Source organism: Demequina sp. NBRC 110051 (assembly GCF_002090055.1).
Classification (GTDB): domain Bacteria; phylum Actinomycetota; class Actinomycetes; order Actinomycetales; family Demequinaceae; genus Demequina.
Window position 1 is genome coordinate 35,594 of record NZ_BBRH01000011.1, and the last position, 25,006, is coordinate 60,599.

20 protein-coding genes are annotated in these 25,006 nt (G+C 68.8%); 6 read left to right on the top strand and 14 right to left on the bottom strand.

Translation table 11 applies throughout. From position 1 onward, the window contains the following. Positions 1-34 precede the first annotated feature (34 nt). The 6 genes from B7K20_RS05875 to rarD all read left to right on the top strand — a co-directional run bounded on the left by B7K20_RS05875 (position 35) and on the right by rarD (position 8,639). A complete protein-coding gene (locus B7K20_RS05875) occupies positions 35-1,816 on the top strand; it encodes a nitrite/sulfite reductase (protein ID WP_304441306.1) in 1,782 nt (593 codons plus the stop codon). Between the two features lie 23 nt (positions 1,817-1,839). Next, a complete protein-coding gene (locus B7K20_RS05880) occupies positions 1,840-2,544 on the top strand; it encodes a phosphoadenylyl-sulfate reductase (RefSeq protein WP_084101733.1) in 705 nt (234 codons plus the stop codon). A 442-nt stretch (positions 2,545-2,986) separates the two neighbouring features. Continuing rightward, a complete protein-coding gene (locus B7K20_RS05885; RefSeq protein ID WP_084101497.1) occupies positions 2,987-4,768 on the top strand; it encodes a glycosyltransferase in 1,782 nt (593 codons plus the stop codon). Beyond that, the gene (locus tag B7K20_RS05890) at positions 4,765-5,586 is read left to right on the top strand and encodes an HlyD family efflux transporter periplasmic adaptor subunit (protein ID WP_084101499.1); all 822 of its coding nucleotides are present in this window, start codon (positions 4,765-4,767) and stop codon (positions 5,584-5,586) included. Before B7K20_RS05885 ends, B7K20_RS05890 begins: the two co-directional genes overlap by 4 nt. Next, positions 5,583-7,577: a glycosyl hydrolase gene (locus B7K20_RS05895; RefSeq protein WP_084101501.1), complete on the top strand. Its 1,995-nt coding sequence runs from the start codon at positions 5,583-5,585 to the stop codon at positions 7,575-7,577. The genes B7K20_RS05890 and B7K20_RS05895 overlap by 4 nt, the downstream gene beginning before the upstream one ends. 135 nt (positions 7,578-7,712) lie before the next feature. Further along, positions 7,713-8,639 carry an EamA family transporter RarD gene (rarD, locus tag B7K20_RS05900; RefSeq protein WP_084101503.1) on the top strand — a complete coding sequence of 309 codons (927 nt, stop codon included), beginning with the start codon at positions 7,713-7,715 and terminating at the stop codon, positions 8,637-8,639. Between the two features lie 150 nt (positions 8,640-8,789). On the opposite strand, the gene B7K20_RS05905 is transcribed toward rarD, so the two are convergent. The 14 genes from B7K20_RS05905 to B7K20_RS05970 are packed head-to-tail and all read right to left on the bottom strand — an operon-like array spanning position 8,790 to position 25,005. Further along, positions 8,790-9,785, bottom strand: a complete 996-nt coding sequence (locus B7K20_RS05905; protein ID WP_084101505.1) for a polyprenyl synthetase family protein — start codon at positions 9,783-9,785, stop codon at positions 8,790-8,792. A 4-nt stretch (positions 9,786-9,789) separates the two neighbouring features. Next, positions 9,790-11,361: an NADH-quinone oxidoreductase subunit NuoN gene (gene nuoN / locus B7K20_RS05910; RefSeq protein ID WP_084101507.1), complete on the bottom strand. Its 1,572-nt coding sequence runs from the start codon at positions 11,359-11,361 to the stop codon at positions 9,790-9,792. Beyond that, a complete protein-coding gene (locus tag B7K20_RS05915) occupies positions 11,358-12,857 on the bottom strand; it encodes an NADH-quinone oxidoreductase subunit M (protein WP_084101509.1) in 1,500 nt (499 codons plus the stop codon). Before B7K20_RS05915 ends, nuoN begins: the two co-directional genes overlap by 4 nt. 3 nt (positions 12,858-12,860) lie before the next feature. Next, positions 12,861-14,741 (bottom strand): NADH-quinone oxidoreductase subunit L, encoded by a 1,881-nt coding sequence (gene nuoL, locus B7K20_RS05920; protein WP_084101511.1) that lies wholly within the window; start codon positions 14,739-14,741, stop codon positions 12,861-12,863. A gap of 7 nt (positions 14,742-14,748) precedes the next feature. Further along, the gene (gene nuoK, locus B7K20_RS05925) at positions 14,749-15,048 is read right to left on the bottom strand and encodes an NADH-quinone oxidoreductase subunit NuoK (RefSeq protein WP_084101513.1); all 300 of its coding nucleotides are present in this window, start codon (positions 15,046-15,048) and stop codon (positions 14,749-14,751) included. Continuing rightward, positions 15,045-15,851, bottom strand: a complete 807-nt coding sequence (locus B7K20_RS05930) for an NADH-quinone oxidoreductase subunit J (RefSeq protein ID WP_084101515.1) — start codon at positions 15,849-15,851, stop codon at positions 15,045-15,047. The genes nuoK and B7K20_RS05930 overlap by 4 nt, the downstream gene beginning before the upstream one ends. Positions 15,852-15,854: 3 nt before the next feature. Continuing rightward, on the bottom strand, positions 15,855-16,631 hold the full coding sequence (gene nuoI / locus B7K20_RS05935; protein WP_084101517.1) for an NADH-quinone oxidoreductase subunit NuoI: 777 nt from the start codon (positions 16,629-16,631) through the stop codon (positions 15,855-15,857). After that, positions 16,624-17,979, bottom strand: a complete 1,356-nt coding sequence (nuoH, locus tag B7K20_RS05940; RefSeq protein ID WP_371327864.1) for an NADH-quinone oxidoreductase subunit NuoH — start codon at positions 17,977-17,979, stop codon at positions 16,624-16,626. Before nuoH ends, nuoI begins: the two co-directional genes overlap by 8 nt. Next, positions 17,976-20,462 (bottom strand): NADH-quinone oxidoreductase subunit G, encoded by a 2,487-nt coding sequence (locus B7K20_RS05945; RefSeq protein ID WP_084101521.1) that lies wholly within the window; start codon positions 20,460-20,462, stop codon positions 17,976-17,978. The genes nuoH and B7K20_RS05945 overlap by 4 nt, the downstream gene beginning before the upstream one ends. Beyond that, entirely contained in the window at positions 20,459-21,778 is a 1,320-nt protein-coding gene (gene nuoF / locus B7K20_RS05950) for an NADH-quinone oxidoreductase subunit NuoF (RefSeq protein ID WP_084101523.1), read from the bottom strand. Before nuoF ends, B7K20_RS05945 begins: the two co-directional genes overlap by 4 nt. Then, entirely contained in the window at positions 21,775-22,428 is a 654-nt protein-coding gene (gene nuoE / locus B7K20_RS05955; RefSeq protein WP_084101525.1) for an NADH-quinone oxidoreductase subunit NuoE, read from the bottom strand. The genes nuoF and nuoE overlap by 4 nt, the downstream gene beginning before the upstream one ends. Continuing rightward, positions 22,425-23,765, bottom strand: a complete 1,341-nt coding sequence (locus B7K20_RS05960) for an NADH-quinone oxidoreductase subunit D (RefSeq protein ID WP_084101527.1) — start codon at positions 23,763-23,765, stop codon at positions 22,425-22,427. Before B7K20_RS05960 ends, nuoE begins: the two co-directional genes overlap by 4 nt. Further along, the gene (locus B7K20_RS05965) at positions 23,762-24,457 is read right to left on the bottom strand and encodes an NADH-quinone oxidoreductase subunit C (protein ID WP_084101529.1); all 696 of its coding nucleotides are present in this window, start codon (positions 24,455-24,457) and stop codon (positions 23,762-23,764) included. Before B7K20_RS05965 ends, B7K20_RS05960 begins: the two co-directional genes overlap by 4 nt. Then, positions 24,454-25,005 carry an NADH-quinone oxidoreductase subunit B gene (locus tag B7K20_RS05970; protein ID WP_084101531.1) on the bottom strand — a complete coding sequence of 184 codons (552 nt, stop codon included), beginning with the start codon at positions 25,003-25,005 and terminating at the stop codon, positions 24,454-24,456. Before B7K20_RS05970 ends, B7K20_RS05965 begins: the two co-directional genes overlap by 4 nt. Between the last annotated feature and the right edge of the window lies 1 nt (position 25,006).

Below are 25,006 nucleotides of genomic sequence, written 5' to 3' on the forward strand. Positions count from 1 at the left end.
TCGCTCCCAGAACCTGACGAGTCGAGGAGTCTCGGTGACCGACACCGACACCACCAAGCCTGCACCCGATACTGCCGCCGCCGAGGCGGAGGAGCGCCGGCGCCACCGCGAAGAGGCGCGCCTCATCCGCACCCGCGAGGCCGCCGCGCGCAAGAACACCGCCTCCAAGGATGGGCAGTGGGCCGCGGGCGACCGCACGCCGCTGAACCCCAACGAGGAGATGAAGGCCGCGGGCGACCCGCTCGAGGTGCGCGGGCGCATCGAGTCGATGTACTCCAAGTGGGGCTTCTGGTCCATTCCCCCGGGCGACCTGCGCGGACGCTTCCGCTGGTGGGGCCTGTACACGCAGCGTCGCCAGGGCATCGACGGCGGCAAGACCGCGATCCTCGAGCCGCACGAGCTCGACGACGAGTTTTTCATGCTGCGCGTGCGCTCCGACGGCGGCCAGCTGTCCGTCGCGCAGGCCCGCACCATCGGCACGATCTCCGAAGAGATGGCCCGCGACACCGCTGACGTCTCCGACCGCCAGAACATCCAACTGCACTGGATCCGCATCGAGGACGTGCCAGAGATCTTCCGCCGCGTCGAAGAGGTCGGGCTGATGTGCGCCGAGGCGTGCGGCGACGTGCCGCGCGTCATCCTGGGCTCGCCCGTCGCGGGCGTCGCCGAGGACGAGCTGATCGACCCCACGCCGCAGATCCGCGACATCATGGATCGGTACATCGGCTCCCCCGAGTTCTCGAACCTGCCACGCAAGTTCAAGACCGCGTTCACGGGCCAGCCGATCCCCGACATCCTGCACGAGGTGCAGGACATCGCCTTCTGCGCCGTCGAGCACCCCGAACTGGGAGTGGGCTACGACCTGTGGGTGGGCGGCGGCCTGTCCGTCAACCCGATGCTGGGCCACCGCCTGGGTGTGTTCGTAAAGCCCGAGATCGCCCACGAGGTGTGGAAGGGCGTCGTCTCGATCTTCCGCGACCACGGCTACCGCCGCCTGCGCACCCGCGCGCGCCTCAAGTTTGTGCTGAAGGCGTGGGGTCCCGAGAAGTTCCTGCAGGTCCTGCAGGATGACTACCTCGGATACGAGCTTCCGAAGGGCCCCGCGCCCAAGCTCGCCCAGCGCGGCGACCGCGGCGACCACGTGGGCATCCACCGCCAGAAGGACGGCAAGTACTACGTGGGCGTCGCCCCCGTCGCCGGCCGCGTGTCCGGCGCCAAGCTCAACGCCATCGCGGACATCGCCGAGGCGGCCGGATCGGACCGCATCCGCCTCACGCCGCTGCAGAAGATCCTCGTGCTCGACGTCCCCGAGGACAAGGTCAACGACGTCGTCAACGGACTGCGCGCGCTCGAACTCGAGTCCGACCCCGGCGAGTTCCACCGCAACGTCATCGCCTGCACGGGCATCGAGTACTGCAAGCTCGCGATCGTCGAGACAAAGGCGACCGCGCGTGAGGTGGTGAAGATTCTCGACGAGAAGTTCCCCACGCTCGACAACCCCATCACGGTGCACGTCAACGGCTGCCCCAACTCGTGCGCCCGCGTGCAGATCGCGGACATCGGCTTCAAGGGCCAACTGGTGCTCGACGAGGAAACTGGCGACCAGGTCCCCGGATTCCAGGTGCACCTGGGAGGCCGTCTGGGCCGCGGCGACGACAACGACTTTGGGCGCAAGATCCGCGCCCACAAGGTCACCGAGAAGGGCATGCCCGAATACGTCGAGCGTGTCACCACGAACTACCTCGCCGACCGCACGAGCGCCGACGAGACGTTCGCGGACTGGGCCTTCCGGGCCGAGGAGGAACTGATCAAATGACCACGATCCTGCCCGGGGCCGCCATGCTGACCCTCCTCAACCCCAAGGAGTGGAACGCCCAGACGTGTGCGGAGGTCAACGCCCGGCTCGAGCACGCCTCGGCCGGTCACATCGCCGACTGGGCGGTGGCGACGTTCGGCCGGGATCTGGTCATCGCCGGCTCCATGCAGGACACGATCCTCCCGCACCTGTTCGGCACCCGTCTGGAGGGCGTGGACGTCCTGTTCCTCGAGACCGGCTACCACTTCGCCGAGACGCTCGCGACGCGTGACGCCGCCGCGGCGGCCTTCCCCATCACGATCGTGAACGCCGAGCCCGAACTCACGGTCGCCGAGCAGGACGCCCAGTACGGCAAGGACCTCTTCGCGCGCGACCCCAACCTGTGCTGCCAGATGCGCAAGGTCGAGCCCCTGAAGCGGACACTCGGCAACTACCGCGCGTGGGTCACGGGCGCCCGCAGGGTCGACGCGATCACCCGCTCCGAGATGCCGGTGGTCTCGTGGGACGCCAAGCACGGCCTGGTGAAGATCAACCCGCTGGCGCTCTGGGACGACCAGTCCGTCGAGGATTACCAGGTCAAGCACGATCTGCCTCGCAACCCCTTGGTCGCCCAGGGCTACCCCAGCATCGGCTGCGCGCCCTGTACCCAGAAGGTCGCCCCCGGCGAGGACCCGCGCTCGGGCCGCTGGGCCGGCCAGGGCAAGACGGAGTGCGGCATCCACGTCTAGGACGCCACCGCATCGGCCGTCCGCATGTCGGCGTTGTGGCCGATGCCACAGTCACCTCGGGAGCCCCGGTGGCGTTCGCGCTACCGGGGTTCCCGTGCGCGTGGGCGCGGCGTGGTGAGAGTCTCGTCACGCGTTGTTTACGTGGCATGTCTGGAAAGTCACACCTCGCCGACGTAGCCTGGCCTTGAGACACCCGCTGTCATCGCTTCAGTGGGCGGGGCCTCGCCGAATCTGAGAGTCGCTTCTCGATTCTGTGAGCCGCGCTTGCCTACGTTGGCAGCCCCGGAAGGACCGTCCTTCCCGAACCGCGCAGGGCGCCGCTACGGCGTCACCGCCGATGAAGTCGACAGTGCGGCAGGCACGGACTATCCGGCCTGCCGCACCTCACCTCCACCCGCGCCTCCTGTCTTCACGACGTCAGCGCGAGACCAAGGAGAGTCTCATGTCTGCACCCGTCTCCCCCTATGCCCCTGCCCCCGCCAAACGCTCGCTGCCAGATATCGAACCGGGTACCGCACCCAGTCCTCTGATGTTTCTCACCGTGGGCGCCGCCGCCCTTGGCACCCTCGCCTATGCTGCGTTCCTGCTCAACCCCGACCACCGTGGCGACTGGCTGCCCTACGGCATGGTGCTGGTGGCAGAGTTTGTCCTTGTCGCGCAGGCGTTCCTCGCGATGTGGACGATCCTCTCGGGCGGCCACAACCCGCGCGACTTTGCGTACTACCACGCCAAGGATCACCTGTTCGGCCCGTCACCCGACCCCTCCGTTGACCCGCGCGACCGCCAGCTCTTTGTCGAGGGCAAGCCGGCCGACATCGACGTCCTCATCACGACCTGCGGTGAGGATCCGGCCGTCATCCGACGCACCGTGCGCGCGGCCGTCGCGATTCACGGCCGCCACCGCACCTGGGTGCTCGACGACGGTCGCTCCGACGCAGTGCAGGAGCTGGCGGCTGAGGAGGGCGCGCGCTACGTGCGCCGGCTCACTTCCGGCGGCGCGAAAGCCGGCAACATCAACCACGCGCTGACCCTGGCGAAGGGGGACTTCTTCGTCATCCTGGACGCGGATTTCGTGCCCCGCCCCCACCTGCTGGAGCAGGCGGTGCCGTTCTTCCACGATCCGAAGCTCGCCTTCGTCCAGTCGCCGCAGAGTTACGACAACCTCCGCACGCCGATCGCGCGCGGTGCGGGCTACATGCAGGCGGTCTTCTATCGGTTCATTCAGCCTGGCCGCAACCGCTACAACGCCGCGTTTTGCGTGGGGACCAACGTGATCTTCCGACGCGAGGCCATCGATGACATCGACGGCATGACGACGGACTCGAAGTCCGAGGATGTGTGGACGTCGCTGCGCCTTCACGAGGCGGGCTGGCGATCCCTGTTCATCCCCGACGTGCTCGCCGTAGGAGAGGCTCCCGAGACGATCGAGGCATACTCCAAGCAGCAGCTGCGCTGGGCTACGGGCGGGTTCGAGATCCTCCTGACACGCAATCCCCTGGCGCGCCGCGTTCGCCTGACAGTCGAGCAGCGTCTGCAATACCTGGTGACCGCCACCTTCTATCTCACCGGCATCGCGCCGCTCATCCTGCTGCTCTTGCCGCCGCTCGAGATCTTCCTCGACCTGCGTCCCGTGACCATCACGACGACCGCGCTCACCTGGTTCCTGTATTACTCAGGCTTCTACGTCATGCAGATCCTGTTCGCCTGGTACACGATGGGCTCGTTCCGGTGGGAAACCCTCACCCTTGCCGCGGTGTCGTTCCCGATCTACGTGAAGGCCTTCTTCAATGCTCTGCGGCGCAAGGACGTGGGCTGGCAGGCCACCGGCACCGCCCGCTCCAGTTCTCCGTACAACTACGTGGTGCCGCAGATCCTGTTCTTCGTCTTCATGTCGTTGACCTCCGTAGTGGGCATCTTGAGGGACGTGGAGGACGGCTCGCTGTCGCTCGCGACGGCGTGGTGTGTCACCAACACCGTGATCCTGGGAGCGTTCCTGCGCGCTGCCCGGCACGAGGCGCGCGGTGTGGGCGCGGACGCACCCGAAGCCCCCATCGACGCTGAGCCCGAGGCGCCGCGCACCGTCGTCGCCCGCCCAGCGGAGCCCGAACCTGACCACCGTCCCGCACGCGAGCCTGCACTCGTGGGCGGCGGGCCCTCACCCTGGATGCCCGCACCCGCACGCGCCGCCCATGCCGGACGCATTACCTGGAGGGAGCTGCCATGACCTGGGGCAACCGCATCCGACTTTTCCTTGGCCTGATCGTGGTCTTCGCGATCGTCGCCGCATTGACCTTCGTGTATACCGAGCGGGAATCCAGCGCGATGTCAGACACCGCCACCTTTACGGCGGCCAACTTGCCCATGGGTACCGACTACGGCGGCCGCGTCACGGAGGTAATGGTCGAGGTCGGCGATACCGTCGCGGAGGGCGACCCCCTCCTCACCCTCGAAAGCAAGGACCGCGAGGACGAACTGCAGCAGGCGGCCGATGCCGCGCAGACGGCCGCAGACCGCGCCGCCGAGACAGCCGACGGCGACGAGGCCACGGCGGACGACGCCGAAGAGGCCGAGGAGCTCGCCGACAAGGCGGCCGAGGCCGAGGAACTCGTCGACGACACGTGGACCGTGACCGCGTCCGCAAGTGGCACCATCGCTCAATTGCCTGTGGGCCCGGGAGGCTACATCCCCTCCGGCGGCACGGTAGCGACCGTCTACGAGGAGGGCACCCTCGGCGTCAAGGCCGAACTCACGTTGAGCCCACGCGACTATGACCGTCTCGAGGATGGCGCGGCCGTGACCATCCAGTTGCCCGACCGGTCAGAACTGGAGGGCACGGTGGACACCGTCGAGGCGACCACCCAGGAAGGCCACGCTCGCGCGGTGGTCTCGGTGGCATCGGCCGCGCTCGATGCGCAGGAGCCCACAGGGCTCACCGCCCCCGGCACCCCGCTGGTGACGACGGTCGACCTGCGCGACGACGGGCCGTTGGCAGGGCTGCGCGATGCCGCAGAGGACTTCCTCGCACGAATGGGGCTTGCGTGAGGCGGGCTGTCATCGCGTTGGCTGTCAGCACCGGCGTCCTCGCCCTCGCGGCGTGCGACGGCGCCGAGTCCATGTCCCAGCCGTCGAGCGACACCGTCGCGGCCGCGTCGCCGGCAGCCCCGGCCGAGCTGCCCGCGCGGGGGCTCGCTCCCGCCGACGCGGCGCGGGTCGCCGAGGGTCTGCCCGCCCCCACCACCAGGTGGTACTCGGGCCTCGCGTTCGGTTCCGAGTCGTTCTCCGCCTTCGGCGACCCGCTGTCGCTCACGGCGGTCGAGCGCGGCATCGCCGTGGGGCTGCCCCGCGTGGAGGTGTCCGCCGATGCGATCACCAGCCCCGCGGCCCGCGACGTGACCATGCAGGTGGACGGGGCCGAGGGGCTCCCGGTCGCCTCGGCCGCCGATCCCATCGGGGCCACCCTCGACTATCGCGACGGCGCAGGGGACACCCTCGCGCAGGTCAGCATCGCCAAGGGATGGCCCGCGATCGCGGTCACGGCCGTGGCCGACACCTCGCTCACGCTGTCCGCGCCCGTCCGCGACGTGGAGGGGATCGCCGTTCTGGAGATCGGCGAGACCACCTACGTGCTCATGACGGACGGCGGCAGAGTGGACGGCGCCGCGTTGAGCCTGCCCGAGGGCGCGACGGCCCAACTGGCGGTCGTTCCCGACGACGGTGACCCCGCGGTGTTCGCGGCGGCGTTGGGCGAGCCCGTGGGCGCCACGGACCTCGAGATCAGCGTGGATGAGGAGACGGCCACGACGTCGGTCACCTACACCGACGGTGGCACGGTGCTCGCCGTCCCCGAGGATCGCGCCGAGGGCCTCGACTGCACGCTCGGCACCTACGAGACGATCCACGGTGAGCTCCTCGCGTGCGCCGCGGGGTCGGTGTCGTGGGAGGTGCCGCGCGTGGACGCCACGACCGCGCTGGACCTGGAGGGCATCGGCTCCGAGCAACGCTCCGCCATCGTGGAGGCGCTCCAGGCCGAGGCCAGCGCCGCGCCCGACTTCCCCGTCGACACCTACTTTGGCGGCAAGGCCCTGCACCGCCAGGCCATGCTCGTGTCGATCGCGGACCAGCTGGGCGAGGCCGATCTCGCGGATGCGCTCTTCGCCCCGCTCGCCGAGGCGTTGCGCACCTGGACCGATCCCTCCGGGTGCGAGGCGCGCGACATCGAGTGCTTTGTGTACGACCCGGGCTTCCGGGGCGTCACGGGGCTTGAGCCGTCGTTTGGCTCCGAGGAGTTCAACGACCACCACTTTCACTACGGCTACTTCCTGAACGCCGCCGCCGTGGCGGTGGGGCACGACGCCGCGCTGGCCGAGGACATCGGCCCCGTGATTGACCAGCTCGCCGCGGACATCGCGAGCCCCACCGCGTCCGAGCGCTTCCCGCAGCTGCGGTCGTTTGATCCCGTGGCCGGCCACGCGTGGGCCTCCGGCATGGCGCCGTTCGGCGACGGCAACAACCAGGAGTCCAGCTCGGAGGCGGTGCTCGCGTGGAACGGGCTCGCCGCCTGGGCCGCGGCTCGCGGCGACGCCGCGATGACGGACACGGCTACCTGGCTGCTGTCCGCGGAGGCCGATGCCGCACTCACCCGGTGGGTCCGTCCCGACCTCTCGGGCTTTCCCGACTACGCCCACCAGTTCGTCTCGCTCGAGTGGGGCGGCAAGCGTGAGCACGCGACGTGGTTCTCGCCGGCCGAGGCCGCGAAGCTGGGCATCGAGCTCATCCCGATGGCGCCCGTGCAGCAGCACCTCGCGGCCACCGGCGACGCGGACGCCCAGATCATCCGCGACACCGTCGAGGGCGCTCAGGCCGATGCCGGCGAGGCGGGCTTCGGCGACTACCTGCTGATGTACAGCGCGCTCGCGGGCCCAGAAGACGCGGCAGCGGCGTGGGAGGAGGCCGTCGCGCTCTCCACGGAGGCGATCGACGGCGGCAACTCGCGCGCCGCGATGCTCGCGTTCATCGCGGCACAGATGTCGTGAGGGCGGTGTGCCGGCGGTACCGCCGCCGGCACACCGCCGTACCCCCTCACTGGCACCGCGTACTGGCACCGCGCTGAGGCGAGACGGGACCGGTGGCCAGCCATGGCATCGGCCGGTGGTTGACTGGCTTCCGTGATGTCCTCTACCCGTGCCGGCCTCACCTTTGGCGGCGGTGCCTACCTGATGTGGGGCCTGTTCCCGCTGCTCATGGCGGCACTCGAGCCCGCCGGCGCCGTCGAGATCACCGCCCACCGCGCCGTGTGGTCGCTGGTGGTCTGCCTCGCGATCGTCGCCGCCGTGCGCGGCTGGCGGGCGCTGGGCGCGGTCCTGAGCAACCGTCGCGCGTTTCTCACTCTCGCCGCTGCGGCCGTCCTGGTCGCCGCGAACTGGCTCATCTACGTCTTCGCGGTGGTGTCGGGGCATGTGAATTCGGCGTCGCTCGGGTACTACATCAACCCCCTGGTGACCGTACTGCTGGGCGTGGTGTTCCTGGGAGAGCGGCTCAGGCGCATGCAAGTCGTGGCGCTTGCGATCGCGCTCGTCGCGGTGCTGGTGATTGGCTTCGGGCTGGGCGAGTTTCCGTGGATCTCGCTGGTGCTGGCCGGGACATTCGGGCTCTACGGGCTGGTCAAGAAGCGCGTCGGCGCATCGGTGGATGCCGTCACCGGGCTCACGGTCGAGACGATCGTGCTCGCGCCAGTGGGCCTCGTCGCGATCCTCGTGATCGGGTCCTCGGGCACGTTCGGGGCGCGGGGTGAACCCGGGCTGGGACTGGACCACGACCTCCTCATGATGTCGACGGGCATCTTCACTGCGGGCGCGCTGCTGCTGTTCGCCGCGGGATCGCGGCGCCTGCCGCTGTTTGTCATGGGCCTGCTGCAGTACATCGCGCCCACCATGATGTTCGCGTTGGCGGTGTGGCACTTTGGCGAGCCCATGCCTCCCTCCCGCTGGGCGGGATTCGTGCTGGTGTGGATCGCGCTCGTCGTGATCAGCGTCGACGCGTGGCGCGCGCGGCCCCGCCGGGGAGTGGCCGAGGTGGAGGCAGCGGAGCCGGTTTGACTGGGCCTTCGCTTGTACCTCTCAACACACACCGGTGACGGGAGTGAACGGTGAGGCCAATGTGCACTCACTCACGCCACAAGGGCCACACCCGTCCCGGCCGTGTGTTGAGCGGTACGGACTGGCGTGACGCGCGGGGCGAGGAGGCGGTTAGGACGCGCGGGCGACCAGGGCGTCGGCGAAGGCGGTGAAGGCGGCCTTGACCTGACCGTCGGGCAGCGATGCGACGGACTCCTCGGCCCGCACGGCCCACTCGCGGGCCTTCGCGCTGGTCTCGTCGACCACCGAGTGAGCGGCCAGGCGCGCGACCACGTCGGCTAGCACCGCGTCGTCGGACAGGTCGCCGTCGATGTCGGCGAGCAGCTGACGCTCCTCGTCCGTGCCGCCGGAGGCCACGCGCGCTCGCAGCAGCAACACGGGCATGGTGGGGACGCCCTCGCGCAGGTCCGTGCCGGGCGTCTTGCCGGTCGTGGCGGCGTCAGAGCGCAGGTCGATGACGTCATCGGCCAGCTGGAAGGCCACACCCGCGAGCTCGCCGTAGCGCGTGACCTGGTCCACGACGCTCGGCTTGCAACCTGCCATGAGCGCGCCGAACCTGGCCGAGGTTGCGATCAGCGAGCCGGTCTTGTCGGCGAGCACCTGGATGTAATGCGCGACCGCGTCCTCGCCCTCATCGGGGCCGACGGTCTCATGCAGTTGGCCCAGGCACAGGCGCTCAAAGGTCGCCGCCTGCAGGCGGACGGCCTCGGGACCTAGCCCCGCGACCACGCGCGAGGCCCGCGCGAACAGCAGGTCGCCGGTAAGGATCGCGACCGAGTTGCCCCACACCTCATGCGCCGACGGGGCGCCGCGACGGGTGGGAGCGGAGTCCATGACGTCGTCGTGATACAGCGTCGCGAGGTGAGTGAGCTCCACCACTACTGCGGCCTCAATGACCTCGGGCCGAGCGCCATCACCGAGCTGCGCGGCCAGCAGCGTGAGCATCGGTCGCAGGCGCTTGCCGCCGGCCGTCACCAGATGCTTGGACGTGGCATCGGCGAGCGAGTCGGACTGGGCGACGGCGTCGCGCAGGCGCTCCTCGACCAGCTCGAGGCGAGGCAGCAGCCTCTCCTCGAGCTCGGCGTCACCGATCGGCAGCGAGGTCATCGGATCAGCCGGCGTTGACCAGCAGCACCGAGGCGTCGGCGAACAGGTCGAGCACGCCGGCGGGCAGGATACCGAGGATCAGGATCGCCGCGGCGGTCACGTAGATGACCGTGCGGGTGAGGGCCGAGTCCTCGATCGCGATAGTCTCCTCGGCACCCTCAGGCGCATCGGTGAAGAACATCAGCACGATGAGGCGGACGTAGAAGAACGCCGCGACGGCCGAAGCGAGCACCGCGATGAGCACCAGCACCCAGGCGCCGCCGGCGACGGCCGCGGAGAACGCCTCGAACTTTCCGATGAAGCCCGCAGTCAGCGGGATGCCCGCGAAGGACAGGAGGAACAGCGCCATCGAACCGGCGAGCAGCGGCGAGCGCTTGCCCAGTCCGGCCCACTGGCCCAGGCGCACGGCCTCGGCGCCCACGCCGCCGTCCTCGGCGCGCTCTCGCACCTGCGAGACCACGGCGAAGGCTCCGATGGTGCCCAGGCCGTAGGCGAGCAGGTAGAACGGGAGCGCGGTGAGGGCCTCGCCCTCGAGCCCCGCGAAGGCCACGAGGATGAAGCCCGCGTGCGCCACCGCCGAATAGGCGAGCATGCGCTTGATGTCGGTCTGCACGAGCGCAACCACGGTGCCGAGCAGCATCGACGCGATCGCGACGGCCCAGATGAGCCACGACAGCTCCCACTCGAGCGGAGCGAAGGCGACGAACATGACGCGCACCAGCGCGGCGGTCGCGGCGGCCTTGGTCGCTGCACCCATGAACGCGGTGAGCGGGGTGGGGGCGCCCTGGTAGGCGTCCGGCACCCACGAGTGGAACGGCACGGCACCGATCTTGAACATGAGGCCGACGACGACCATGACGGCGCCGGTCAGCAGGATCGGGTCCGCGTCGGCGATCATCGTGACCCCGCGGCCGATCATGTCGAGGTTGGTCACGGTGGTGGCGCCATAGACCAGCGCCACGCCGAAGATGAAGATCGCAGAAGAGAACGCGCCGAGCAGGAAGTACTTCAGCGCGGCCTCGTGCGACAGGTACCGACGGCGGCGCGACAGCGCGACCATGATGTACAGCGGCAGCGAGAACACCTCGAGCGCGACAAAGAGGAACACGAGGTCCGTCACGCACGTGAACAGCATCATGCCGCCGACGGCAAACAGCGCGAGCGGGTAGACCTCGGTCACCGCCAGCCCTGCACGGCGTGCGAGCTTCTCCTCAAGCGAACCGGGCGTCGAGGCGCCGAGTTCGGTGAACGCTCCACCACCGTCGCGCGAGGCGAACAGCAGCATGGCCAGGATGCCGAAGACCAGCAGGATCGACATCCAGGCAAGCGCCTGGCGGTCGACCGTCAGCATGCCTGCCATCGCGACGGTGCCCGCGCCCTCGAGGGTGGCCCACTGGGCGATGACCACGCCGAGCGCGGCGGCGAGCGACACGACGGCGAGGCCCAACTGCACGGTGCGGCGGGTGACAGGCGACTTGACGAACGCCTCGATGAGGATGCCGACGGAGGCGGCGCCGAGCACGATGATGATGGGCGTCAGCGCCGCCCAGTCGATCGTGGGGGTCACGAAGTTCACGCGTCGGCCTCCTCGAGGGTGACGTGCGCGACGACGTCAGCCGACGGCTCGCGCAGATAGTCGATCGCGATGCCCGGCACGAAACCCAGCAGCAGCATGAGTCCCACGAGGGGCCATGCCACGAGCTTCTCGCGCAGGCTGAGGTCGCGGGTCGTCGCCGGCTTATCGGCTGGAACGCCGCCGGTGAAGACCTTCTTGTAGGTCAGCAGGATGTACAGCGCGGCCAGCACCACCGAGATCGCGGAGATGATCACGGCGACGGAGGCGACCGGGTAGGCGCCCACGAGGACCATGATCTCCGAGACGAACGGCGACAGGCCGGGCAGCGACAGCGCGGACAAGCCCACCACGAGGAACGTGCCGGCGAACACCGGGACGATGCGCTGGAGGCCGCCGTACGCGTCCACGTCCGCGGTGCCCGTGCGGGAGATCAGGAAGCCCACCAGCAGGAACAGGGCGCCGGTCGACAGGCCGTGGTTGAACATGTAGAGCGCCGCGCCCTCGACCGAGGTGGCCTGGAAGGCGAAGATGCCGAGGACCATGATGCCGAAGTGGCTCACCGAGGTGAACGCCACCAGGCGCAGCATGTCCTTCTGGCCGATGGCCAGCAGCGCACCGTAGATCACCGAGATCACGGCGAGCACGATAATCGCCGGGGCGGCCCACTGGGCGGCCTCGGGGAACAGCGCGAGGCACAGCGTGATCATGCCGAACGTGCCGATCTTGTCGAGCACGGCCACGAGGAGCGCGGTGGTGCCCGCGCGGGCCTCCTCCGCGACCGTGGGCAGCCACGTGTGCACAGGCACCATGGGCGCCTTGATCGCGAACGCCAGGAAGAACGCGACGAACATCAGGCGTTCCTGGGTCGTGGTGAGGTCGAGCGTGCCCGTGAGGCCCTCGGTGAGGAACGCCTGCTCGCCGCCGGGACCAGCGAAGTACAGCGCGACCACGGCGACCAGCATGATGAGGCCGCCGACCAGCGAGTACAGCAGGAATTTCACCGCGGCGTAGCGGCGCTGGGCGCCACCGAAGGACCCGATGAGGAAGTACATCGGGATCAGCATCGCCTCGAACAGCACGTAGAAGAGGAAGACGTCGCGGGCGGCGAAGATGCCGACCATGAACGCCTGGCTCAGCAGGATCAGTGCGAGGTAGTGGCGACGGCGCGCGGGGATCTTGTCCTCGCGCCACGCCGCGAGGATCGCGAGCGGCACCAGGATCACCGACAGGGCCACCATCAGGAGGCCGATGCCGTTGACACCCAGCGCCCAGCTCGCCCCGATCTGGGGGATCCACGCGTAGGTCTCGGAGAACTGGAAGGCGCCAGCGTCACCCTTGTCGAACTGCAGCGCCATGATGACGAACAGCACTGCCTCGACGACGGTGATACCGAGCGCGATCTCGCGCACACGCGTCAGCGCCGACGACGGCAGCGCCCACAGCAGGGCAGCACCGATCGCGGGAAGCGCGACGAGAACGGTCAGGAATGGGAACACGGTTTACAGACCCCCCACCACGATGACGGCGACGACGATGACCAGTCCGACGAGCATGGTGGCCGCATAGGAGCGCACCTGCCCGTTCTGGACCTTGCGGGATGCCTCGCCGATCGAGGCCCAGCCGCGGGCCTGCTTGTTGACGGCACCGTCGACGATCGCCGCATCGGCGTAGACGAGGGTGCGAGTGACGTGCTGGCCGGGGCGCTGGAACACCGCGCGGTTGACCGAGTCCTGGAAGAAGTCGTTGCGTGCCGTGATGGTCGCGAGGGACCCGGCGGGCGCCACCTCCTCGACCTCGGCACGGCCGTACTTCAGCCACGCGAAGACGGCGCCGAGCGCGACCAGGATGAGCGTCGCGGCCATGATGACCGGCACCGGCAGCACGGGCTCGTGGTGCTCGACGTGTCCGGTGACGGGCTCAAGGAAGTGCGAGAACCGGTCGCCGACGGCGAGGAACAGGCCCAGGAATGCCGAGCCCACGGCGAGGATGATCATCGGCACGGTCATGAGCGCGGGGCTCTCGTGCGGGTGCACCTCGTCGGTCCAGCGGGCCTTGCCGTGGAACGTCATGAAGAACAGGCGCGACATGTAGAACGCGGTGAGTCCGGCGCCGATCAGCGCGGTGAGGCCGAAGACCCACGGCTGCCATCCCTCGCCCACGAACGCGGCCTCGATGATCTTGTCCTTGGACCAGAAGCCCGAGAACGGCGGGATGCCGAGGATCGCGAGCCAGCCCAGGCCGAACGTGACCCAGGTGACGACCATCGCGCCCTTGAGGGCACCGAAGCGGCGCATGTCGACCTGGTCGTTCATGGCGTGCATGACCGAGCCGGCTCCGAGGAACATGCCGGCCTTGAAGAAGCCGTGGGTGACGAGGTGGAAGATCGCGAAGGCGTAACCGATGGGGCCCAGGCCCGCGGCGAGCATCATGTAGCCGATCTGCGACATGGTCGAGGCGGCGAGCGCCTTCTTGATGTCGTCCTTGGCCATACCGATGAGGGCACCGAGCGTCAGCGTGATCGCACCGACGATCGCGACGACCACCTGGGCGTCAGGGGCGCCGTTAAAGATGGGCGCCGAGCGCACGATCAGGTAGACGCCCGCGGTGACCATCGTGGCCGCGTGGATGAGGGCCGAGACGGGCGTGGGGCCCGCCATGGCGTCTCCCAGCCAGGACTGCAGCGGGAACTGCGCGGACTTACCGCACGCGGCGAGCAACAGCGCGAGGCCGATCGCGGTGAGCGTGGTAGTCGAGGCGTTGCCAACCAACTGGCCGACGGTAGCGAAGTCCAGCGCACCGAACGTGGTGAACATGATGCCCATCGCGATGATGAGGCCGATGTCGCCGATGCGGTTGACGACGAACGCCTTGTTCGCGGCGGTCGCGTACTCGGGCTTGTGGTTCCAGAAGCCGATCAGCAGGTAGGAGGCGAGGCCCACGCCCTCCCAGCCGACGAACAGCAGCAGATACGAGTCCGCGAGGACCAGCAGCAGCATGGCCGCGACGAACAGGTTGAGGTAGGCGAAGAACCGGCGGCGGTCCTTGTCGTGCTCCATGTAGGCCACGGAGTAGACGTGGATCAGCGTGCCGACGAACGTGATGAGGAGCACGAACGTGATCGACAGCGGGTCGGCCAAGAGGCCGACGTCGACCTGCAGGTCGGAGCCGGGGATGAACGTGTAGAGCGTGGTGTCGAGGGCACGCTCCTCGGCGGGCTTGCCGAGCATCTCGATGAGCGCGAGGAAGCCGACGAGGAAGGCGGCGCCTGAGGCGGCGACGCCGACCCAGTGGCCCCACGCATCGGCCCTGCGCCCCGCGAGGAGCAGCACGGCCGCGCTCGCCAGTGGCAGCGCAATCGCGAGCCAGATCAGTGACTGCATTGGTTGCTTATCCCTTCAGCTCTGCCGGCTCGTCGAGCGAGATGGACTGGCGGGCACGGAAGACCGCGATGATGATCGCGAGACCCACCACCACCTCGGCGGCGGCGACGACCATGACGAAGAACGCCATGATCTGGCCGTTCAGCTCGCCGTGGATCCGGGAGAAGGCCACGAGCGCGAGGTTGGCGGAGTTGAGCATGAGCTCGACACCCATGAACGCCACGATCGCGTTGCGACGCAGGAGTACGGCGGCCGAGCCGATGGAAAACAGGATGGCCGCGAGAATCACATAGTTCATGGGGTTCATCGGGACTCCCCCTCACCCTGGCGCGGGTTGCGGTCGTGCGAGTCGCGCGGCGGCGCATCGGCCGGCTGTGCGGCGTGGTCGGGGTTGTCGGTGTCCTCGAGCTGGTGACGGAACTCAGCACCGTCCTGCGTCTGGTGACGGATTTCGAGTACACGCGACACCGAGTCCTCGATGGGCTTGCCCTCGGGGTCGAGCGCGGGCACGTCGAGCGCGTTGTGGCGCGCATAGACGCCGGGCATCGGCTTGTTGACGGGGTCGGCGCCGGCGAGGATGCGGGCCTCGGCGATCTCGACCTGCGAGTGCTTGGGCACCAGGCGCGGCACGTGCGTGAGGATCAGCGCGCCCACGGCCGCGGTGATCAGCAGCGCGGCGAGCACCTCGATGACCAGCACATAGTCGGAGAACAGCACCAGGGCGATCTCCTCGGGGTTGCCGTCCGTGAAGTCGTCGGGCGAGTACAGAGAGACGCGGCCGATGACCGAGATCAGCAGCAGGGCGATGCCGCCGGCACCCGCGAGGGCGATCCAGCGCTGTCCCTTGATGGTCTCCTTGAGCGACTCGCGCTGGTCGACACCGACCAGCATGAGGACGAAGAGGAACAGCATCATGACGGCGCCGGTGTAGACGACGATCTGGACCACGCCGAGGAACGGCGCTCCCAGGCCGACGTACGCGGCGGCCAGGCCGCACATCACCGTGACGATGCTCATCGCGATGTGCGCGCCCTTGCGGGCGAACAACAGCGACAGCGATCCGGTCACGGTAATGATCGCGACGATCCAGAAGAGGGCTTCATTCACCATGGGTCAGATGCTCCCGCCGCGCCAGGAGGCGGTATTCGCCGTCTGATGACGCGCCACATTCAGACGCGCGTCCGAGTGCTCGCTGCGACGGTGCTCGGGGTTCTCCTCATGCATGCCGCGGTTCTCGGGCAGCGTGGGGTCCTCGGGGCGGTTCTCGCGCACCCACTCGGTCTGCTCCTCGACGACCTTCAACACGTCGCCGCGGTAGTAGTCGTCGTCCACGGTGCCCGGCACCATCGGGTGCGGGGCCGCGAGCATCGCCTCGCCCATGGGGGCCAGCAGGTCCTGCTTCTCGTAGATGAGGCCCTCACGGGTGGGGCCCGCGAGCTCGTACTCGTTGGTCATCGTGAGGGCACGCGTGGGGCACGCCTCGATGCACAAGCCACAGAAGATGCAGCGCAGGTAGTTGATCTGGTAGACGCGGCCGTAGCGCTCACCGGGCGAGTACTGCTCGTCCGGGGTGTTCGAATCGGCCTCGACGTAGATCGCGTCCGCGGGGCAGGCCCACGCGCACAGTTCGCACCCAATGCACTTCTCGAGACCGTCGGCATAGCGGTTGAGCTGGTGCCGGCCGTGGTAGCGCGGCATGGGCGCGACCTTCTTCTCCGGGTACTGCTCGGTAACGGTCGGCTTGAAGAAGTTGCGCATGGTGACGCCGAATCCGGCGACGGGCGCGAAGATCTTGCCGACGGGGCCGGCCTGGGGCAGGTTCGACTCGAACGGCTTGGCTTGGCCGTCGCGTTCGCGATTGACCTTCCAGACGTCGTCTGACTCAGTCATCGGCGCCTCCTTCCGGGGTGCGGGTGGCGCTCGCCTCGACGGTGCGACCCGATCGCGGCGAGGGGGGCAGGGTCTGGTGCGGCAGCGGCGGCACGGGGTAGCCACCGGCGAACGCGTCGAGCACCTCGGGCTCGGGCTCGATCGCGGCGGCCTCCTTCGCGGCCTTGGTCTCCTTGGAGTCGGAGATGAAGCTGATGACGGAGATCGTCAGCAGGATTCCGACCAGGCCGGCGACCGCGTCGTACACGTTGAGGTCACGGCCCCATGAGTCGAACGCCTGGCGGCCGACCGAGAAGAACACGACCCACGCGAGGCCCACGGGGATGAGGACCTTCCAGCCAAAGCGCATGAACTGGTCGTAGCGGAAGCGCAGCAGCGAGCCACGAATCCACACGAACACGAACATCAGCAGCCAAATCTTGATGATCAGCCAGATGGGCGGGAAGATGCCGGAGTTGAGGAACTCGGCGCCGGCCCACGAGGCGGGCCACGGCGCGTGCCAGCCGCCCAGGAACAGGGTGGCCGCGACGGCGGAGACGTTGACCATGTTCATGTACTCCGCGAGGAAGTACCAGGCGAACTTCATGGACGAGTACTCGGTCATGAAGCCGGCGACCAGCTCACCCTCGGCCTCGGGCAGGTCGAAGGGCAGACGGTTGGTCTCGCCGACCATGGAGATCACGTACAGGATGAATGCGGGGAACAGCGGCCATGCCCACCAACGGTCGGCCTGCGCCTCGACAATGCCGGACGTCGACATGGTTCCCGACAGCAGGAACACCGTCACGAGCGACAAGCCCATGGCGAGCTCGTAGGAGATCACCTGGGCGGTCGAGCGGACCGCACCCATCAGGGGGTAGACCGAGCCGGAGGCCCATCCACCGAGGACGATGCCGTACACACCGAGGGCTGCGCACGCGAGAATAAACAAAATCGCGACGGGGAAGTCGGTCAGCTGCAGCGGCGTGTAGATGTCGGTGCCGGGGATGTGCGTGGTGGGGCCGAACGGGATGACCGCGAAGATGAGGAACGCGCAGAACACCGAGATCGCCGGGGCGACGATATACAGCACCTTGTCCGCCGCGCGGACGGTGATGTCTTCCTTGGTCAGCAGCTTGGTGGCATCGGCCACCGACTGCAGCAGTCCCAGCGGGCCCAGACGGTTGGGGCCGGGGCGGCGCTGCAGGCGACCGATCACGCGGCGCTCGAACCACACCGCGAACAGCACGCTCAGCAGCAAGAACACCAGGATGATGACGGCCTTGACGATGACCAGCCAGATGGGGTCGTTCGCCAGGGCCTCGGCGTTCGTCAGGTCCGCCGGGTCGACAGTCTCGAACGGGATCACGCCACTCCCCCCTTCACGGTGACGAGTGCGCCCGGCTCCACGCCGAGCTCCTGTGCCACCCATGAACCGGGCGACTTGGTCGGGACCCACACCACGCCATCGGCCATGCCGTCGGTCACGACGACCGGCAATTCAATGGCGCCGTGGGCGGAGGCCACGGTGACGACGCCGTCGGCGATGCCGGCGGCGACCGCGGTGGCCGGAGCGATGCGGGCGACGGCGGTACGGCCGGTGCCGGCGAGGTAGGGCTCGCCCTCCTGGAGCGCACCCTCGTCCACCAGTTGGTGCCACGAGGCGAGGACCAGCGAGGCGCCCGGCTTCGCGTCGACCTTGGCGGTCTCGACCTTGGGAACTTCGGGGCGCTCACCCTTGGCAGCGCTGCCGAGCGCGGCGATCTGCGCGTAGACGTCCGCCACGGAACCCGTCTGCAGGTCCGTGCCGAGCTCGCGAGCAAGGAGGTCGAGCACGCGGTGGTCGCCCATCGCATCAGTCGGGATCGCGGTCGCGAAGCCGCGCAGGCGACCCTCCCAGTTCACGAACGTGCCGGCCTTCTCGGACGGCGGCGCGACGGGCAGGACCACGTCGGCGTACTCGGCGACCTCGCCGCGGCGCACCTCGAGCGACAGCACGAACGGCGTGCGCTCGAGGGCCTCGGCGAATGGGCCGGTCACGTCGGACGGCGTCACGCCGCCCACGACGAGCGCGCCGACCTTGCCGGCCGCGGCGTCGGCCACGATGGCGGCCGCGTCACGCCCGGGTCCGGTCGGGAGGGTGCCGCCCCACGCATCAGCCACCGTCTGGACGGCCGATGCGCTGGTGACACTGCGTCCGCCGGGCAGCAGGCCGGGGAGGGCCCCGGCCTCGAGCGCTGCGCGCTCGCCCGCACGGCGGGGGATCCACACCAGCTTGGCGCCGGTGCGCTTGGCCAAGGCGAGCGCCTGGGTGAGCGCGCCGGGCGAACCGGCCAGGCGCTCGCCCACCACGATGACGGCGCCCTCGGCCTTGAGGGCCTCCGAGGCCGCGGTCGAGCCCTTGACGGCGGCCAGCGCCTTGCCCTCGCCGCCGGGGGCGGTGGGGATGAGGGTCGCGTCGAGCTTCTCGGCGCCTCGCGACAGGAACGGCGCGATGGTGAAGACCTGCTGACGGCCCAGCGACTTGCGCAGGCGCAGGAACACCACGCCGCCCTCATCCTCTGCCTCGAAACCGGCGAGCAGGACCGCGGGGGCCTTCTCGAGGTCGGCGAAGGTCACGCCCAGGCCGCTGCCGGCGACGGTCGCGCCGAGGAACGCCTGCTCCTCGTCGGAGGCGATGCGTGTGCGCGCGTCGATGTCGTGGGTGCCAAGCGCGAGGCGGGCGAACTTCGAGTACGCATAGGCGTCCTCGAGGGTCACGCGGGCGCCGGGCAGCACGGCGGCGCCCTGTGCGTCCTCGCCGGTGGTGGCCGCCTTCAGGCCTGCCGCGGCGGCGGCGAGCGCCTGGGGCCACGAGGCCTCGTGCAGTTCGCCGTCCTCGCCACGCACCAGCGGGCGGGTGATGCGGTCGGCGAGGTTCTGCCACGCGAACGCGAAGCGGTCCTTGTCGGTAATCCAGTCCTCGTTGACGACCATGTCCTGGTCGGCCAGGCGGCGCAGGATTTTGCCGCGGCGGTGGTCCACGCGGATCGCCGAGCCCGAGGAGTCGTGCTCGGAGATGCTCGGCGACGACACGAGGTCGAACGGACGCGAGCGGAAGCGGTAGGCCGCGGAGGTCAGCGCACCCACGGGGCAGATCTGGACGGTGTTGCCCGAGTAGTACGAGGAGAAGGCCTTGCCGGACTCGTCCTCGGCGGCGACGCCGATCGGCTCGTAGCCGTCGAAGTTGAGCACGTCCTCGTTGAAGGTACCGATCTGCTGCATCGCGCCGCGGTTCTGGAGGTCGATGAACGCGTCGCCGGCGATCTCCTTGGAGAAACGGGTGCAGCGCTGGCACAGCACGCAGCGCTCACGGTCCAGGAGGATCTCGGAACTCAGGGCCAGCGGCTTCTCGAAGACGCGCTTGACGTCGATGAAGCGCGACTCGGTGCGGCCGTTGCTCATCGCCTGGTTCTGCAGGGGGCACTCGCCGCCCTTGTCGCAAATGGGGCAGTCCAGGGGGTGGTTGATGAGCAGCAGCTCCATCACACCCTTCTGGGCCTTGTCGGCGGCCTCGGAGGTGTGCTGGGTGTTGACCACCATGCCCTCCATGACCGTCATGGTGCACGAGGCCTGGGGCTTGGGGAACGGGCGGACGTTGCCCTCGCGGTCGGGGGCGGCGACGTCCACCAGGCACTGGCGGCACGCGCCGGCAGGCTTGAGCGCCGGGTGGTCGCAGAAGCGCGGGATGTCGATGCCGACCTCTTCGGCCGCACGGATGATGAGCGTGCCCTTGGGAACGGTCACCTCCGTGCCGTCGATCGTCAGCGAGACGGTCTCGACGGCAGCAGCCTTCTCGGGGGTGGCGGTCATGCGTGGGCCTCCTCGATGGCCTTCGGCTCGTACGCGAACAGCGCGGATGCGGCGTGGTCGAACGGGCAGCCGCCCTCGACGTGCGCGTCGAACTCCTCGCGGAAGTACTTGATGGCCGACGAGATCGAGCTCGTCGCGCCGTCGCCCAGCGCGCAGAACGAGCGACCCAGGATGGAGTCACAGGTGTCGAGCAGCTGCTGGATGTCGGCCCCGGTGCCGCGGCCGGCCTCGAGACGCTTCAGGATCTGGGTGAGCCAGTAGGTGCCCTCGCGGCACGGCGTGCACTTGCCGCACGACTCGTGCTTGTAGAACTCCGTCCAGCGGGTCACGGCACGCACCACGCAGGTGGTCTCGTCGAAGATCTGCAGGGCGCGCGTGCCGAGCATGGAGCCGGCGGCACCCACAGACTCGTAGTCCAGCGGGGTGTCGAGGTGCTCATCGGTGAAGATGGGCGTCGACGATCCGCCGGGGGTCCAGAACTTCAGCTTCTTGCCGCCACGCATGCCGCCGGCCATGTCGAGCAGCTCGCGCAGGGTGATGCCCAGCGGAGCCTCGTACTGGCCGGGACGCTCCACGTGTCCCGACAGCGAGAACAGGCCCATGCCCTTGGAGCGCTCGGTACCCATCGCGGTGAACCACTCCACGCCGCGCTCGATGATGGCGGGCACGGAGGAGACGGATTCGACGTTGTTGACGACCGTGGGGCGGGCGTAGAGGCCCGCGACGGCCGGGAACGGGGGCTTCAGGCGCGGCTGACCGCGACGGCCCTCGAGCGAGTCGAGCAGCGCGGTCTCCTCGCCACAGATGTAGGCGCCTGCGCCCGCGTGCACGGTGACGTCGAGGTCGAAGCCGCTGCCGTGGATGTCCTTGCCCAGGTGGCCGGCCTCGTAGGCCTCGCGCACGGCCTGCAGCAGGCGGCGGTACACGTGGGTGACCTCGCCGCGCAGGTAGATGAACGCGTGGTTGCAGCCGATCGCGAAGGACGTGATCGCGACGCCCTCGATGAGGTTGTGCGGGGCGGACAGCATGAACGGGATGTCCTTGCAGGTGCCCGGCTCCGACTCGTCGGCGTTGACCACGAGGTAGCGGGGGCCCCCGTCGTCGGGGGGAAGGAAGCCCCACTTCATGCCGGTGGGGAAGCCCGCGCCACCGCGGCCGCGCAGACCCGAGTCCTTGACGGCCTGGATGAGGTCGCCGGGAGCCATGCCGAGCGCCTTCTTGAGCGCGCCGTAGCCGCCGTGGTCCGTGTAGGTGTCGAGCGTCCAGGACTCCTTGGCGTCCCAGGTCGCCGACAGCACCGGTGTGAGGTCGGTCATCGCTTCTCCTCCCAGCCCTGCTCGCGCGCGACCTTGAGGCCCGCGAGCGTGGGGTCACCCACGCCCTGGTCCTCGTTCGCACGGCCGTCCTCGAAGCCGGCGAGCACCCGCTCGGTCTCCTTGAAGGTACCGACCTTGTGCGACCCGCGGGTGGGCTTGACGTCGCGTCCCTCGAGAATGTCGTCCACCACGCGCAGCGCGCGGTCGGGCGTCATGTTGTCGAAGAACTCCCAGTTGACCATCATCACGGGGGCGTAGTCGCACGCCGCGTTGCACTCGATGCGCTCGAGCGTGATCTTGCCGTCGGCGGTGGTCTCGTCGTGACCCACGCCGGCCTTCTCGGAGACCTGGCGCCAGATCTCGTCGCCGCCCATGATGGCGCACAGCGCGGTGGTGCACACCCCCACCTGGTACTCGCCGTTGGGACGGCGCTTGTACTGGGTGTAGAACGTCGCGACGGCGCTGACCTCGGCGCTCGTGAGCTCCACGGTCGTCGCGCAGAACGCGATGCCGTCGGGGCTCACGTAACCGTCCACGGACTGCACCAGGTGCAGCAGCGGCAGGAGCGCGGAGCGCTTGACGGGGTAGCGCGAGACGATGTCCGCCGCGTCCGCCTCGAGCTGCGCGAGGGTCTCAGGGGTGTAGGTCATCGGTCCACGCCTCCCAGCACCATGTCGATCGATGCGATGGCGACCACGACATCGGCCATCTGACCGCCCTGCGCCATGATCGACAGTGCCTGCAAGTTGTTGAATCCGGGGTCACGGAAGTGGGCTCGCCACGGCTTGGTGCCGCCGTCGGACACGAGGTGCACGCCCAGCAGACCCTTGGGGCCCTCGATGGCCTGGTACACCTGGCCGGCGGGGACGTCGAAGCCCTCTGTCACCAGCTTGAAGTGGTGGATCAGCGCCTCCATGGACTCGCCCATGATGTGCTTGATGTGCTCGGGCGAGTTGCCCTGGCCGTCGCCGCCGATCGACAGCTGTGCGGGCCAGGCGATCTTCTTGTCCTCGACCATGACGGGGCCGTCGCCCATCTTCTCGAGACGGTCGGCGCACTGCGCGACGATCTTGAGCGACTCGTAGCACTCCTCCATACGGATGACCATGCGCGACCACGCATCGTTGTCCGTCGAGGTGGGCACCTGGAAGTCGTAGGTCTCGTAGCCGCAGTACGGCTCGGCCTTGCGCAGGTCGTAGGGAAGGCCAGTCGAACGCAGGATGGGGCCGGTAATACCCAGGGCCATGCAGGCCGAGAGGTTCATGGTCGCGACGTTCTTGAGACGCCCCTTGAGGATGGGGTTCTCGATCTGCAGGAGGGCGAGTTCGTCGAGCCCCTCCTTGACCTTGGGGATCATCGCGCGGATCATCTCGACGCCACCCTCGGGCAGGCCCTGGGCCACGCCGCCGGGACGGATGTACGCGTTGTTGGTGCGCAGGCCGGAGATCGCCTCGATGACGCGGAAGGTCTCCTCGCGCGCCACGAACGCGGTGGTCATGATCGTGGTGGCGCCCAGCTCATTACCGCCGGTGCCGACGGCCACGAGGTGCGAGCCGATGCGGGTGAGCTCGGCCATCAGCACGCGCAGCACAGAGGCGCGCTCGGGGATGTCGTCGGTAATGCCCAGCAACTTCTCGATGCCCAGGCAGTACGCGAGCTCCTGGGTCATGGAGGCCACGTAGTCCATGCGCGTACAGAACGTCACGCCCTGGGTCCAGGTGCGGAACTCCATGTTCTTCTCGATACCCGTGTGGAGGTAGCCGATGCCGGCGCGGGCCTCCGTGACGATCTCGCCCTCGAGCTCGAGCATCACGCGCAGCACACCGTGGGTGGACGGGTGCTGGGGGCCCATGTTCATGACGATGCGCTGCTGGCCCAGACGGGCGGCCTCGGCGGCTACCTCGGACCAGTCCGAGCCGTAGACGGTGTACTCGGGGACGTCGGGGTCCTCGACGAAGGGGCCGGTGGCCTTCGTGTCGGTGCTCATCGGTACTGCCTCCGCTCGTCGGGCGACGGAATTTCTGCGCCCTTGTACTCGACGGGGATGCCGCCGAGCGGATAGTCCTTGCGCTGGGGGTGGCCTACCCAGTCGTCCGGCATCTCGATGCGGGCGAGCGACGGGTGGCCGTCGAAGATGATGCCGAAGAAGTCCCAGGTCTCGCGCTCGTGCCAGTTGTTCATCGGGTAGATCGACGTGATGGACGGGATGTGCGAGTCGCCGTCGGGAACGGCAACCTCGAGGCGCAGGCGGCGGTTGTGCGTGACCGACTGCATCGGGTAGACGGCGTGAAGCTCACGGCCCGTGTCCGCCGGGTAGTGGACGCCAGAGACGCCCAGGCACATCTCGAAGCGCAGGTCCTGGTCGTCGCGCAGGTGCTGCGCCACGGCGAGGAGGTGCTCGCGGGCGATGTAGAGCGTGAGCTCGCCGCGGTCGACCACGACGTACTCGATGGCCTCATCGGCGTCGTCGCCCAGCAGCTCGGTGAGGACGTCAACGACACCGTCGAACCATTCGCCGTAGGGACGCTCGGAGGCGCCGGGCATCTGCACGTGCTGAATGAGGCCGTCGTAGCCGGACGTGTCGCCCTTGGCGCCGAAAAGGCCCTCGCGGACGTTAATCAGCGTCAGCGGCGCGCGGCCCTCGGGGGCCGGGGTCTCGAGGTTCTGGTCGTCGCTCACCGCAGCAGGCCCTTCATCTCGGAGGTGGGGGTCGCGGCGAGCGCGGCCGCCTCGGCCTTACGCGCGATCTCCTTGCGGTGCGACAGCATCGGGTACTGCTTGACCTGCTCCTGCAGGGTGATGAGCGCGTTCAGCAGCATCTCGGGGCGCGGCGGGCAGCCGGGCAGGTACACGTCGACGGGAACGACGTGGTCGACTCCGGGCACGATCGCGTAGTTGTTGAACATGCCACCGGAGGAGGCGCACACACCCATGGAGATGACCCACTTGGGCTCGGGCATCTGGTCGTACACCTGGCGCACAATGGGCGCCATCTTCTGCGACACGCGGCCGGCGACGATCATCATGTCGGCCTGGCGCGGCGAGGCGCGGAAAACCTCGGCGCCAAAGCGCGCGATGTCGAAGCGGGACGTACCGGTGCCCATCATCTCGATCGCGCAGCACGCGAGACCGAAGGTCGCGGGCCACAGCGAGCCGGCGCGCATGGCGCCCACAAACTTCTCGACGGTGCCCAGCAGGAACGGAGGTGCGCTGTCGTCATGTGCCATG